The 14,106-nt window shown below is 74.7% G+C and carries 7 protein-coding genes; 1 reads left to right on the forward strand and 6 read right to left on the reverse strand.

Features of this window, described 5'->3' with window-relative positions:
• Nucleotides 1–130 precede the first annotated feature (130 nt).
• Nucleotides 131–3,271, forward strand: a complete 3,141-nt coding sequence (locus FB563_RS05455) for an SCO5717 family growth-regulating ATPase (protein WP_244329006.1) — start codon at nt 131–133, stop codon at nt 3,269–3,271.
• Between the two features lie 86 nt (nt 3,272–3,357).
• On the opposite strand, the gene FB563_RS05460 is transcribed toward FB563_RS05455, so the two are convergent.
• The 6 genes from FB563_RS05460 to infB all read right to left on the reverse strand — a co-directional run bounded on the left by FB563_RS05460 (nt 3,358) and on the right by infB (nt 14,074).
• Nucleotides 3,358–4,305, reverse strand: a complete 948-nt coding sequence (locus FB563_RS05460) for a bifunctional riboflavin kinase/FAD synthetase (RefSeq protein ID WP_055710607.1) — start codon at nt 4,303–4,305, stop codon at nt 3,358–3,360.
• 140 nt (nt 4,306–4,445) lie between these two features.
• Nucleotides 4,446–8,777, reverse strand: a complete 4,332-nt coding sequence (locus FB563_RS05465) for a hypothetical protein (RefSeq protein ID WP_244329007.1) — start codon at nt 8,775–8,777, stop codon at nt 4,446–4,448.
• A gap of 333 nt (nt 8,778–9,110) precedes the next feature.
• Nucleotides 9,111–10,016 (reverse strand): tRNA pseudouridine(55) synthase TruB, encoded by a 906-nt coding sequence (truB, locus tag FB563_RS05470; RefSeq protein ID WP_055708474.1) that lies wholly within the window; start codon nt 10,014–10,016, stop codon nt 9,111–9,113.
• Nucleotides 10,013–10,474, reverse strand: coding sequence for a 30S ribosome-binding factor RbfA (rbfA, locus tag FB563_RS05475; RefSeq protein ID WP_055708475.1), 462 nt, complete (start codon nt 10,472–10,474; stop codon nt 10,013–10,015). The genes truB and rbfA overlap by 4 nt, the downstream gene beginning before the upstream one ends.
• 51 nt (nt 10,475–10,525) lie before the next feature.
• Complete coding sequence (locus FB563_RS05480) at nt 10,526–10,819, reverse strand: DUF503 domain-containing protein (protein WP_030216812.1); 294 nt, start codon at nt 10,817–10,819, stop codon at nt 10,526–10,528.
• 189 nt (nt 10,820–11,008) lie between these two features.
• Nucleotides 11,009–14,074, reverse strand: a complete 3,066-nt coding sequence (infB, locus tag FB563_RS05485; protein ID WP_142218510.1) for a translation initiation factor IF-2 — start codon at nt 14,072–14,074, stop codon at nt 11,009–11,011.
• Nucleotides 14,075–14,106 lie beyond the last annotated feature (32 nt).

Here is a 14,106-nt window from a genome sequence, read left to right on the forward strand (position 1 = left end):
CACGAGCCGGTGGTGCGCGCTCCGCGACAAAGGGGTCCATTGACCCAAGGGGGAAGCCCGGCGAATCGTACGACAGGAACGGTCGCCCCCAAGCACGGCATGAGGGTGTTCGACCACACCAGGAGGAACTGTGAACAGCGATCGGGACGGGATCCGCGGGGGCTGGGACACACCCGACGACGACCAGACCGACGCGGAGTCCGCCATCGAGATGACGGGCGAGTTCACGATCGACTACGCGCCGCCCGCCTGGTACACGCAGAACGCGCAGGGCTCGTCCGCCGCGCCTTCGCCGGCCCCGGCGCCCCCGCCGGCGCACGGCGCCCACTACGCCCCGCCTGTGCCGGACCAGGGAGCCCCCTACGCCGCACCCATGCCGCCCGCGCCGCCCGTCGGGAATCCCGTTCCGATGCCGCGCTTGCCGGAGGGCTTCGAGGCGCAGCAGCCGCAGACCGCCGAGCAGGCGCAGCCGGTTCAGCAGGCGCAGCCGGACGTGCCGGCGTCCGCGGTCGAGCCGGAGACGAGCAACGGGGACCTGGAGAGCGGGGCCACCATGCGGTTCTCCGCCGTGGCCCTGAAACGCGAGATGGCGGAGATCGCCGAGCGCGCGGCCGCGCTGCGGAGCGGCGCCGGTGACGAGGGCTGCACGGAGGGTACGGCCACGGGCGCCGCCTCCGCCGAGGGCGACGCGTCCACTCCGGGGGGGTCCGCCGAGGGCGCCGAGGAGCGGGCGGACGCGAAGGCCGCGGACGTGGTTCCCGCGGAGGCCGGCTCCGGGCACGACGCCGGTCCCGGTGCGGACGCGGCTGTCTCCGTGGCCGACTCGGACGAGGGCACGGACGCGGACGCGGACGAAGGCGAGGGCAAGGCCCAGGTCGAGGACGCTGCCGAGGGCGACGCCGGTGCCGGGGCCGGGTACACCGACGGTGCCCAGGACGGGGCCACCGACAACGCCCAGTCCGGCGACGCCGAGGCCGACGCCTCCGGGGCCGCGGACGCCGTGGCGCAGGATGCCGTCGCCGCCGGCGCCCCCACCGAAGCCACCCCGCAGGACGGCGTGCCTCAGCCCGGCGTACCCGCCGACGGCGCCCAGCCGGACGGCTCCGCCCCGACCGGCACCGCGCAGACCGACGCGCCCGAGGCCTCCGTGCCGCCCGCTCCGGGCCAGGACGCCCAGCCCGGCTGGACACCTCCGCCCGCGCCGCAGAGCGGGGTGCCCCCGCTGCCGCCCTCCTACCAGCCCGCGGCGCCCGCTCCGGCGGCCCAGTGGCCCGCGCAGCAGCAGCCCCAGCAGCCCGGCCCGATGCCCGGTCAGCAGCCGCCGTTCCAGCCGCAGGCGCCGCAGCCCGCGCCCGCCGCCTGGAACCAGCAGAACCAGGCGAACCCGGCGAACCAGCCCGGCGCGCCCACCGCACCGCAGCCGGGCCAGCCCGGTCAGCCGGGTCAGCCCGGTCAGCCGAACGCGGCCGGGCAGCCGACCGCGGGTCCTGGACCGCAGCCGCACCCGGCGGCCCCCGCCGCGGCGGGCGGTTACGGCTTCCCGCCGCCCCTCGCACAGCCGCAGCCGCAGCCGCAGCCGCAGCCGCAGCCGCAGCCCAACGGTCCCAACGCGGCCGGTGGCTACGGCTTCCCCCAGCCCGGCACCCCCAACCCCCAGCCCCAGCCCGGCGGTTACGGCTTCCCGCAGCCGCCCGCGCCACAGCCCCAGCCGCCGGCGCCCAACGGCCCCAACGCGGCCGGTGGCTACGGCTTCCCCCAGCCCGGCACCCCCAACCCCCAGCCCCAGCCCGGCGGTTACGGCTTCCCGCGGCCGCCGCAGGCACCGGACGGCGCGCCCTCCGCCCCGCAGGCCCCGCAGGCGCCACAAGCCCCGCAGGCGCCGGTGGATCCGCGGTCCGGTGCGGCGTGGCCGCAGCCCGTTCAGCACGACCAGCGGCAGCCGACCAACCCCGGTGCCGCGCCGCTCGGTTACACGGCCGCCGTGGAGCTGTCCTCGGACCGGCTGCTGAACAACAAGAAGCAGAAGGCGAAGAGCGGGCGGCCCGCTGCGGCGGGCGGCCGGTTCAAGCTCGGCGGCAAGAAGGAGGAGGCCGAGCGGCAGCGCAAGCTGGAGCTGATCCGCACGCCGGTGCTGTCCTGCTACCGGATCGCGGTCATCAGCCTCAAGGGCGGCGTGGGCAAGACCACGACGACCACCGCGCTCGGCTCCACCCTCGCCACCGAGCGGCAGGACAAGATCCTCGCCATCGACGCCAACCCGGACGCCGGTACGCTCGGGCGGCGCGTGCGCCGGGAGACGGGGGCCACCATCCGTGACCTCGTCCAGGCGATCCCGTACCTGAACTCGTACATGGACATCCGGCGGTTCACCTCGCAGGCGCCCTCCGGTCTGGAGATCATCGCCAACGACGTGGACCCGGCCGTCTCGACCACGTTCAACGACGAGGACTACCGGCGCGCGATCGACGTGCTCGGCCGCCAGTACCCGATCATCCTGACCGACTCGGGCACCGGTCTGCTCTACAGCGCCATGCGCGGGGTGCTCGACCTCGCCGACCAGCTGATCATCATCTCCACGCCGTCCGTGGACGGCGCCAGCAGTGCCAGTACGACGCTGGACTGGCTGAGCGCGCACGGATACGCCGACCTGGTCTCCCGCTCGCTCACCGTGATCTCCGGTGTCCGCGAGACCGGCAAGATGATCAAGGTCGAGGACATCGTGGCGCACTTCGAGACGCGCACCCGCGCGGTCGTGGTCGTGCCCTTCGACGAGCACCTGGCCGCCGGTGCCGAGGTCGACCTCGACATGATGCGGCCCAAGACGCGCGAGGCGTACTTCAACCTCGCCGCGCTGATCGCCGAGGACTTCGTCCGGCACCAGCAGGCGCACGGCCTGTGGACCAGCGACGGCAACCCGCCGCCGGTGGCCGCCCCGCCGATGCCGGGCCAGCCGATGCCGGGCCAGCCCTACCCGCAGGCACCCGGCCCCGAGCTGTACACCGGGCCGCCGCAGCCCTACCCGCCCCAGCAGGGCCAGCCGCCGTACCCGCAGGCACCGGGTCAGCAGCCCTATCCGCAGGCCGCGCCGGGTCAGCAGCCCTACCCGCCGCAGCAGCCCTACCCGCCGCAGCAGGGCCAGCCGCCGCAGCAGGGCCAGCCGCCGCAGCAGGGTCAGCCACAGCAGCAGGCCCAGCAGCAGCCCGGTCAGTCCTACGGCTACCCCCAGCCGCCGCAGGGGCAGCCGCAGCCCGGCTACCCGCCGCAGCAGTAGGAGTGGGCGGCAGGAGGAGTTGAGCGAAGGGCGGCCGGTGCGCATCGCACCGGCCGCCCTTTCGCGTCATGGCGGCGCCGGAGGTTTCAGCCCTCCGCCGCCACGATCTCCCGGCACTTCTTCACGTCCGCGGCCATCTGCTCCAGCAGGGCCTCCAGCGAGTCGAACTTCGCCTGCCCGCGCACGTAGGCGAGGAAGTCGACGGCGACGTGCAGGCCGTACAGGTCGAGGCCGACGCGGTCGATGGCGTACGCCTCCACCGTGCGCTCGGTGCCGTCGAACTGCGGGTTCGTGCCGACGGAGATCGCGGCCGGCATGGCCTCGCCCTCGACGTGCAGATAGCCGGCGTACACACCGTCGGCGGGGATGGCGGTGTGCGGGAGCGTCTCGACGTTGGCCGTCGGGAAGCCCATTTCGCGGCCGCGCTGGGCGCCGCGGACGACCACGCCCTCCACGCGGTGCGGGCGGCCCAGGATCTCGCGGGCGCCCTCGACGTCGCCCTCGGCGACCAGGCGCCGGGTGAGGGTCGAGGAGAACGGGAGGCCGCCGCCCGCCGCGCCGGTGACGTACAGGTCGACGACCTCGACCTCGAAGTCGTAGACCTTGCCCTGCTCGGCGAGGAACTCCACGTTGCCGGCGGCCTTGTGGCCGAAGCGGAAGTTCGGGCCCTCCACGACCGCCTTCGCGTGCAGCTTGTCCACCAGGACCTTCACCACGAAGTCGGCGGGCGAGAGCTTCGAGAACTCGGTGGTGAAGGGAAGGATGAGGACCGCGTCCACGCCCAGGTCCGCCATCAGCTCGGCGCGGCGGTGGTGCGGCGCGAGCAGCGGCGGGTGGCTGCCGGGGCGGACGACCTCGCTGGGGTGCGGGTCGAAGGTGACCACGACGGCCGGGACGCCCAGCTCGCGGGCGCGGTCGACGGTGTGCTTGATGATCAGCTGGTGGCCGCGGTGGACGCCGTCGTAGGAACCGATGGTGACGACGCTGCGCCCCCAGTCCTGGGGGATGTCCTCCAAGCCACGCCAGCGCTGCACTGTGACCGCTCCTCGAACCCGTGTCCAAATCGACGCCTAAGACTTGCGCAGGTCTAAGGGTGCCATGCCGGGTGCCCCGGGCCCGCATCGGTATCGGGGCTGTGACCGGGCGCACGTTCCCTGCGACGCCCTGTGGCCGCTCACGCCGGTACGCGGACGCCGGCGAGGTTCTCGAGCGTGCGGCGGGTGCTGGGGCCGACGACGGCGGCCCAGTCGTCCGGGGCGGCGGCCAGCCAGCCGGCCATCCGCACGGCGAAGCCGGGCACGTGCCGGCCCAGGTCGACCAGGCCGCGGTCGAAGCGGGTGGCGCCCTCGGGCGTGCGGACGAGGAGCAGACCGACGCGGTGGACGAGGCCGCGCACCTCCTCGTCCCGACCGTCGCCGTGGCCGCCGCCGTCGCCGTCGCCGTGCTCGGCGGCCGCGTGCAGGACGGCGTCCAGCACGGACGGTTCCTGTTCCCGGGCGAGCAGCAGCTCCAGGAGCTCCCGGCGCAGCGGACGGCAGGCGGGGGTGCCGGCGGCGGCGAGGACGGTGGCCAGGGCGGCGCGCAGCTGTTCGGGGGCGCCGTCGAGCAGGCCGGTGACCAGGGGCAGCAGGACCGGGCGGGCGGTGGGGCCCTGGGTGAGGCGGCGGTCGACGTGGGTGGCGATGTGCCCCGCGGTCGGCGGGCGCAGCCGTACCGCCTCCTGGAGCAGGGGCGCGACGCGGCGGGCGAGGGCCGGGGCGGTGACCTCGGTGAGGGTGCGCAGCGCCTCCTCCGCGTGCGGGCCGCACAGCCGGGCGCGGAAGGCCTCCAGGACCGGTTCGGGGTGGGTGGTCAGGGCGGGGGCCAGGGCGTCCGGCGGGAACTGCGGATCGCCGTCGGCGAAGTGCCGGAGGGCCGCCGCGAGGTGCCGGTCGCGGCTGCGCGGGTCGCGGACCAGCAGGGCGAGGGCGGCGCCGTGCAGGGCGCGGTCGGCGGGGCGGGCCAGCAGGGTGAGAGCGGCGTAGCGCAGCAGTTCGCGGTCGGCCTCCGAGCGGACGTGCGGGGCCGCGCGCAGTCCGTGGGCCACGGCGGCGGCCCGGCGGGCGGGGCGCTCGTCGTGCGCCCAGCGGTCGACGGCCCGGCAGACGGCTGACGGCTCGTCCTCGGCGAGGGTCGCGAGCAGTTCGTCGGCGCGCCGGTGCACGCTCGCCACCAGGGTCTCGGTGAGGTCGTCCAGCGCGCCGTGCCGGTGGGTGTGCAGCAGCGCCTGTGCGGCGGTCGCGACGGTGGCGTGCGGGGTCGCGGGCAGGGGCCGTTCGTCGTCGAACCAGCAGGTCAGCCGTGGCTGTACGACGGCGGGTGCGGCCTCGAGCAGCCGGGCGACGGCGTCCAGGTAACGCTCACCGGTCTCCGGGGGCGCCTGGTCGGCCAGCACGAGCCGGCGCAGCAGATCGAGCCGCTCGCTGTCGGACACCGGCAGGTCGGTCCAGAAGCCCGGACCGAACTCGCCCGGCACGGGCCGCCGGGAGCGGCGCCAGGCGACGATCCGGTCGGCGAGCAGTCGCAGCACCTCCGTGTACGGCGTCGCGTCCGGGACCTGCAGCAGGGTCTGGGCGAGCAGCCGGGCGGCCCACCAGGATCCGGGGGCGCGTTCCAGGGCGTCGGTCAAGTCCCGCAGCCGGGCGGCGAGTTGGCGGGCTCCCTGCTGCCGGGCGAGGAGCAGCAGGGCCTGGACGACGGGGCCGACGCGGTGGTGGGGCACCGGCACGGTGGCGGTGTCACGGTCGGCCCGGGGGCGGTGGACCAGGGCGCGCAGGGCCTCGTCGAGGTCGAGGTGCATGCCCTGGATCCAGTCGGCCAGCTCCTCGTGCGCGAAGCGGTAGCCCTGGCCGGCCGGGACGAGCAGGCCCTCGGTCAGTACGGCGGACGCCCAGCCGGTGCCGCCGCCGAGCCGGGCCGGGGCGGGCCCCCAGGGGAACACCGCCTCGAACGACGCCCGGTCCAGCTCGCCCTGCCCGGGCCCGAGGCTCCGCCGGGCGGCCTCGTGCACCTGCCCGGCCACGCGCGCGGCGAGCCGGCGTACGGCGGTGCCGCGCAGTCCGCTCTCGGCGGCGAGCCGGACCGCGATCCGCAGGCACATCAGGTCCAGGTGGGCGGCGAACACCTCGTGCCGGTCGACCGGGCCCGCGATCTCCGCGTCCGGGCCGGCGGCCCGGACTTCGGCCAGCAGCCGGAGGGTCAGCGGATGCCGCGCGTCCCGCTCGGTGAGAACACCCTCGGGAATCGCGAGCCGGATCCGCGCCAGGCGGGCCTCGTCCGGGGTCAGATCGGCCAGGTGCAGGCAAGGAGGGAGCGGCGCCGTCGGCCTGCCGGGGGCGGCGGCGGTACACGGCTCGGCGGGGGCTGCGGGGGCCGTGACCGAGGGAATCGGGGGAACTGCCTGAGCGGCGGGATCGACGGCACCGGCCGAGGCGGCGTCCGCGGCCGACGTGGGTGGCGTGGCCGCAGCCTCGGGAGTCCCCGGCCCCGCAGAGCCGGGGGAAGCCACGGGACCGGCAGGGGCACCGGCAGTCACGGAAGCGTCCGGAGCCCCAGCACCGGAAGGCGCGCCCCAAGCCACCGGACCGGTAGACGCACCCGACGCCACAGAACCGGCCGGAGCCGCGTGGTCGGCCGACGCGGCGGAAGGCCCGCGATCGGCCGGAGCCGGCCCACCGGCCGAAGCCCGCCGAGCGGCGGAAGTGCCCGGCACCCTGGAGCCGGGCCAGGCCTCGGCCGCCGTGGATCCCGTCGGAGCCCCGGAAAGAGCAGGGCCGGGGGAAGACACCGGAGCCGGCGGAGGGGCGACGGCCGCGGAGGGTGTCGGTGCGGTGGAAGACCCACGGTCGGAGCCCTGGGTCGACCAACCGGCCGAAGCCCGCCGAGCGGCGGAAGTGCCCGGCACCCTGGAGCCGGGCCAGGCCTCGGCCGCCGTGGATTCCGTCGGAGCCCCGGAAAGAGCAGGGCCGGGGGAAGACACCGGAGCCGGCGGAGGGGCGACGGCCGCGGAGGGTGTCGGTGCGGTGGAAGACCCACGGTCGGAGCCCTGGGTCGACCAACCGGCCGAAGCCCGCCGAGCGGCGGAAGTGCCCGGCACCCTGGAGCCGGGCCAGGCCTCGGCCGCCGTGGATTCCGTCGGAGCCCCGGAAAGAGCAGGGCCGGGGGAAGACACCGGAGCCGGCGGAGGGGCGACGGCCGCGGAGGGTGTCGGGGTGTGCAGCAGGTCGGCGGGGAATTCCGCGCCCGCTCGCTCCCAGTACTCCTCCCGGCAGGCCACCGCCAGGCGTGCCCCCGTCCTGCGCAGCCAGGCGGCAGTCTCCCTGGTCCAGTCGGGAAGGCGGTGGGCCAGGACGGGGGGCATCTCCTCGGGGCCGTCCAGGACGAGCAGGAGCGGGCGGCCGGACCGGGCGGCGAGGTGGGCCAGGTGTTCGGGGGTGAGGTCGCCGAGGGATTCGGGGCGGACGGCGCGGGCGGCGGCGACGATCCTGGCGGCCCGTTCCAGGGTGCGGCGGGCCGCGTCGGCCACCGAGTCGTCGGCGTCCTCCAGGTCGGCGCCGCGCAGCCACAGCGTCGGGGCGGCCCGCTCGCCGTGGGCCCGGCGGGCGGCGAGGGCCGCGAGTGCCGTCGTACGGCCGCTGCCGGGGGCGCCGACGAGCCCGAGCACGGCCCGGTCGCCGTCCGTGAAGGCGGTCAACTCCCCCATGACGGCGTGGCGTTCGACCGGTTCCACGGCGCCGGCGAGGAAGCTCTGCGGGCCGTCCTGGCCCACCGACGTGGCGGTCAGCTGCAGGATTCCCGCGAGGTTGAGGTCGGCGCCGTAGGCGGGCACGGTGGCCGCGTTGCGGTCGAGCAGCGTGCCGAGGGGGCCGTCGGCGGGCCGCAGCGGCACCGCGAAGCCCGTGTCCCGCTGCGCGGAGTGCAGGGCGGTGCCGAGCACTCCGATCACCGCGCCGGTCTCCGCGTCGAGCACCGGTCCCCCGGCCGCACCGCCGCCCAGCCGCAGCGCGTCCTGGCCCGCGGTGCCGATCGCCAGTTCCAGCACGTCCTGGAGGAGGTGGAAGCGGTCGGTGGCGGTGTACGTCACCTCGGTGGCGGCCAGGATCCGGGCCTCGCGCCAGCAGCCCGCGGGGATCCGTACATACGCCCCGGCGTCGATCCGCTCCCGCACGGACAGCGGCAGCGGTTCGAGGCCCAGGCCCTCGGTGCGGACCAGGGCCAGGTCGCGCCCGGGCAGCGGGGTGACGGCGTCGGCGGCGACCACACAAGTGCGGTCGGTGCCGGCGACGTGCAGCACCAGCCGGGGCAGGCCGTCGACCGTCTCATGGCTGGTGAGCAGGGTGCCCTGGTGATCGGCGAGGAAGCCGACGCCTCGGGGGCGGCCGGCGAGGTCGCGGATCTGGACGAGGGCGGGGTCGGTGCGGGGGGCGGCTGTGGGATTCGAGGGGCCGACGTCGATGCCGGCACCCATGGTCTTACTGGTACCCGTGGTGTAGGTGGTGGCGCCTCTTCCGGTGCACGGGCCCCGTCCCGCCATGGCCGTACCTCCCCGCCCTTGCCCGCGTGCCCTGTGCGACGACGGTAGGCCTGCGGTGATCGACGGGACAGATCGTGTGGCGAACGCGCCCCCTTCCGCTCCCCCGGTTCACTCCGAGCGCCTGCCCGGTCGGGTGAATAGGCGGGTGCCGCTGGATAACCCTAGGGGTGGGGGAACCGAGGGGGGACCGTGGAGCGGCGGCAGGAGCCCACCCCGTGGCCGGCCGCCGCTCCACGGACAATGCCCACGGCAGGTGTCTCGGGCGCCTCAGCCGAAGACGGCCAGGCTCTTGGCCTTGCCCTTGTGCTGTTCGACGAGCGCGAGGAAGCGGCCCTCGGCGTCGAAGACGGCGACGGGACCGGCGCCCGCGTACTCGTCGGGCATCTCCAGCCGGACGCCGTTCAGCAGCAGCCGGGCGCGCCGGGCGTCCACCTGCCAGCACGGGAACGCGGCCGCGGCGGCGTCCGCGATCGGCATCACGGTCAGCTCCTGCTGGAGCTGGTCCAGCGTCTTCGCCGCATCGATCCTGTACGGTCCGACGCGCGTCCGGCGCAGCGCGGTGAGGTGGCCGCCGACGCCGAGGTCGGCGCCCAGGTCACGGGCGAGGGCACGGATGTAGGTGCCGGAGGAGCAGGCGACCGAGACGATCAGGTCGAGGACCTGGGTGCCGTCGTCGGTCACGGCGTCCCGGACGTCGTACACCGTGAAGGAGGAGACGGTCACCGGCCGGGCGGGGATCTCGAAGTCCTCGCCCTCGCGGGCCCGCTTGTACGACCGTACGCCGTCGATCTTGATGGCGCTGACCTTGGACGGCACCTGCATGATGTCGCCGGTCAGCTTGGCGATGCCGGCGTCGATGGCGTCCCGGGTCACCTTGGCGGCGTCGGTGGACGAGGTGACCTCACCCTCGGCGTCGTCGGTGACCGTGTTCTGGCCCAGGCGGATGGTGCCCAGGTACTCCTTCTCGGTGAGGGCGAGGTGCCCGAGGAGCTTGGTGGCGCGCTCGACACCGAGGACCAGGACGCCGGTCGCCATCGGGTCGAGGGTGCCCGCGTGGCCGACCCGGCGGGTCCTGGCGATGCCGCGCATCTTGGCGACCACGTCGTGCGAAGTGAAGCCCGACGGCTTGTCGACGATGACGAGGCCGTCGGGCGTGGTGTGCTTCTGGGTCATTCCGCGGCGTCGCCGTCCGTGTCGGTCGTGTCGTCGTCCGCCGGCTTGCGGTAGGGGTCCGCGCCGCCGGCGTACGAGGCGCCGGTGGCCGTCTCGCGGACCTTCGCGTCGGACTGCCGCGCCTTGTCGAGGAGGTCCTCGATGGTCCGGGCGGTGTCCGGGAGGGCGTCCGCGACGAAGGTCAGGGTCGGCGTGAACTTCACACCGGCGGCGCGGCCGACCTCGGAGCGCAGGATGCCCTTGGCGCTCTCCAGGCCCGCGGCCGCGGCCTTCCGCTCCTCGTCGTCGCCGTAGACCGTGTAGAAGACGGTCGCCTCCCGCAGGTCGCCCGTGACCCGGGTGTCCGTGATGGTGACGTGCGAGCCGAGCCGCGGGTCCTTGATCCCGCGCTGCAGCTTCTGGGCCACCACCTCCCGGATGAGGTCCGCCAGCCTTTTCGCCCGCGCGTTGTCGGCCACTGGTCCGTCTCCCGTTCTTTCTTCTGCTTGCTCTGGTGTGGGGGCTGGTCGTCAGTCGTCTTCGCCGTGGAAGCGCCGTCGCACGGACAGCAGCTCGACCTCGGGGCGGCCGGCGACCAGCCGTTCGCACCGGTCCAGTACGTCGGTGAGGTGCGCCGCGTCGCCGGAGACCATGGCGAGGCCGATGACCGCTCGCCGGTGGAGGTCCATGTGGTCCACCTCTGCCGCGCTCACCGCGTACTTCCGCTGGAGTTCGGCGACGATCGGGCGGACGACGGAGCGCTTCTCCTTCAGCGAGTGGACGTCGCCGAGGAGGAGGTCGAAGGACAGAGTCCCCACGTACATGTATGTAGCCGGTTCACCCGCCGGTACGGGATCGATGGCCCCGGGCCCGTGTGGGCCGGGGACACCAAAAGGTTACGCGAACCTGCGCGGTCGCTCGACGGGGTTTCCGTGGCCCCCGCGACAGCGCCCGCAACGGCAAGCTGGCCGGCAGGACCGCAGTCCCGCCGGCCAGCAGCAAACCGTCGGCGATTACGCCCGCGGCTTCTCCCGCATCTCGTACGTCGCGATGACGTCGTCGACCTTGATGTCGTTGAAGTTGCCGAGGTTGATACCGCCCTCGTAGCCTTCGCGGATCTCGGTGACGTCGTCCTTGAAGCGACGCAGGCCCTCGATGGTGAGGTTCTCCGCGACCACCTTGCCGTCGCGGATGAGGCGGGCCTTGGTGTTGCGGCGCACCTCGCCGGACCGGATGAGGACACCGGCGATGTTGCCCAGCTTGGACGACTTGAAGACCTCGCGGATCTCCGCCGTACCGAGCTCGACCTCCTCGAACTCCGGCTTGAGCATGCCCTTGAGGGCCGCCTCGATCTCCTCGATCGCCTGGTAGATGACCGAGTAGTACCGGACGTCCACGCCCTCGCGCTCGGCCATCTGCGCCGCGCGGCCGGCCGCACGGACGTTGAAGCCGATCACGATGGCGTCGGAGCCCATCGCCAGGTCGATGTCGGACTCCGTGACCGCACCGACGCCGCGGTGCAGGACGCGGATGTCGACCTCTTCGCCGACGTCCAGCTGGAGCAGGGAGGACTCCAGGGCCTCGACGGAGCCAGAAGCGTCACCCTTGATGATCAGGTTCAGCTGCTGGACCTCGCCGGCCTTGAGCACCTTGTCCAGGTCCTCCAGGGACACGCGGCGCGTGCGCTTGGCGAAGGCCGCGTTGCGCTCACGGGCGGCACGCTTCTCGGCGATCTGACGGGCCGTACGGTCCTCGTCCACCACCAGGAAGTTGTCGCCCGCACCCGGGACGTTGGTCAGGCCCAGGACCTGGACCGGCGTCGACGGGCCGGCCTCGGCCACGTTGTTGCCGTTGTCGTCGAGCATCGCCCGGACGCGGCCGTACGCGTCGCCGACCACCATCGTGTCGCCGACCCGCAGCGTGCCTCGCTGGACGAGGACCGTCGCCACGGCACCACGGCCGCGGTCGAGGCGGGACTCGATCGAGATGCCCTGCGCGTCCTGGTTCGGGTTGGCCCGCAGGTCGAGCGAGGCGTCGGCCGTGAGGATCACGGCCTCCAGCAGCGAGTCGATGTGCAGACCCTGCTTGGCGGAGATGTCGACGAACATGGTGTCGCCGCCGTACTCCTCGGCCACCAGGCCGTACTCGGTCAGCTGACCGCGCACCTTGGTCGGGTCGGCACCCTCGACGTCGATCTTGTTGACCGCGACGACGATCGGCACGTCGGCCGCCTTGGCGTGGTTGAGCGCCTCGACGGTCTGCGGCATGACGCCGTCGTTGGCCGCGACGACCAGGATCGCGATGTCGGTCGACTTCGCACCACGGGCACGCATGGCGGTGAACGCCTCGTGACCCGGGGTGTCGATGAAGGTGATCTTGCGCTCTTCGTCGTTGACCTCGGTCGCGACCTGGTAGGCACCGATGTGCTGGGTGATGCCGCCGGCCTCGCCCGCGATGACGTTCGTCTTGCGGATGGCGTCGAGCAGGCGGGTCTTACCGTGGTCGACGTGACCCATGACGGTGACGACCGGCGGACGGACCACCAGGTCCTCCTCGTCGCCCTCGTCCTCGCCGAACTCGATGTCGAAGGACTCGAGCAGCTCGCGGTCCTCCTCCTCCGGGCTGACGATCTGAACCGCGTAGTTCATCTCGTCGGCGAGGAGCTGCAGGGTCTCGTCGGAGACGGACTGCGTCGCGGTGACCATCTCGCCGAGGTTCATCATGACCGCGACGAGGGACGCCGGGTTGGCGTTGATCTTCTCCGCGAAGTCGGTGAGCGACGCGCCGCGGGAGAGACGGATGGTCTCGCCGTTGCCGCGCGGCAGCATCACGCCGCCGACGCTCGGGGCCTGCATGGCCTCGTACTCCTGGCGCCTCTGCCGCTTCGACTTGCGGCCACGACGCGCCGGACCGCCGGGACGGCCGAAGGCGCCCTGCGTGCCACCGCGGCCACCGGGACCGCCGGGACGGCCACCGAAGCCGGGACGGCCACCGCCGCCACCACCGGGACCGCCGCCGAAGCCGCCACCGCCACCGGGACGACCGGCGAAACCGCCGCCACCGCCCGGACGGGCGCCGCCGCCGCCACCGGGACGGCCGGCGAAGCCGCCGCCACCCGGACGACCGCCGCCGCCGGGACGACCGGCACCGGCCGGGCCGCGACCGCCGCCACCGGGGCCGGGACGCGGGCCGGCAGCGGGACGCTGCGGCATCATGCCGGGGTTCGGGCGCGGACCGGACGGGCCGGGACGCGGACCGCCCTGCGGGCGGGGCATGCCGGCGGGCGACGGACGGGCACCGCCCGGAGCCTGCGGACGCGGACCGCCGCCCTGCTGGCCGGGGCCCTGCGGACGGGGACCGGCGCCGGGGGCACCGGGGCCACCCGGACGCGGGCCGCCCTGCGGGCGCGGGGCCTGCGGACGGGCCATGCCGGTGGAACCACCGGAGGTGAAGGGGTTGTTACCCGGACGCGGACCGGCCGGACGGCCACCCGGACGCGGGGCCTGGCCACCGGCACGCGGACCACCCTGGCCCGGACGGGCCTGGCCCTGACCGGGACCACCCGGACGGGCACCGCCGGGCTTCGGGGCACCCGGACGGGCGCCGGGACGCGGTCCCTGCGCGGCCGGAGCCTGCGGGGCCTGGGCGGCCGGCGGAGCGGTGAACTCCGGGGCGGCCGGAGCCGGACGCGGCGCGGGCTTCGGACCCGGCACCGGACGCGGGCCCGGGGCCGACGCGGGCGCCGAGGGGGCCGACGGTGCGGCGGGCTGCTGCGCAGCGGGTGCCGGGGCCGTCGGGGGCTTGGGGGCTGCCGGCCTCGGGGCCGGGGCAGCAGGACGGGCCGCCTGCGCCGGAGAGGGCGCGGCGGGCCTGGGGGCAGCCTTGCGCGGGGCGGGCTTACCGGCGGACTTGCCGTTGCCACCGCCCTGGAAGGCGTCGGTCAGCTTGCGTACTACGGGCGCTTCGATGGTCGAAGACGCCGAACGGACGAATTCACCGAGCTCCTGGAGCTTGGCCATGACGACCTTGCTCTCAACGCCGAACTCCTTGGCGAGTTCGTAGACCCGGACCTTAGCCACTTCGCTCCTTTGAGGTCCGGGTGAAGCCGGAC

Source organism: Streptomyces puniciscabiei (assembly GCF_006715785.1).
GTDB lineage: Bacteria > Actinomycetota > Actinomycetes > Streptomycetales > Streptomycetaceae > Streptomyces > Streptomyces puniciscabiei.

What these genes read in the sequence shown, in the direction of transcription:
- FB563_RS05465 (WP_244329007.1), bottom strand. Translation starts at nt 8,777, where the DNA reads ATGGGTGCCGGCATCGACGTCGGCCCCTCGAATCCCACAGCCGCCCCC.
- FB563_RS05480 (WP_030216812.1), bottom strand. Translation starts at nt 10,819, where the DNA reads ATGTACGTGGGGACTCTGTCCTTCGACCTCCTCCTCGGCGACGTCCAC.
- truB (WP_055708474.1), bottom strand. Translation starts at nt 10,016, where the DNA reads ATGACCCAGAAGCACACCACGCCCGACGGCCTCGTCATCGTCGACAAG.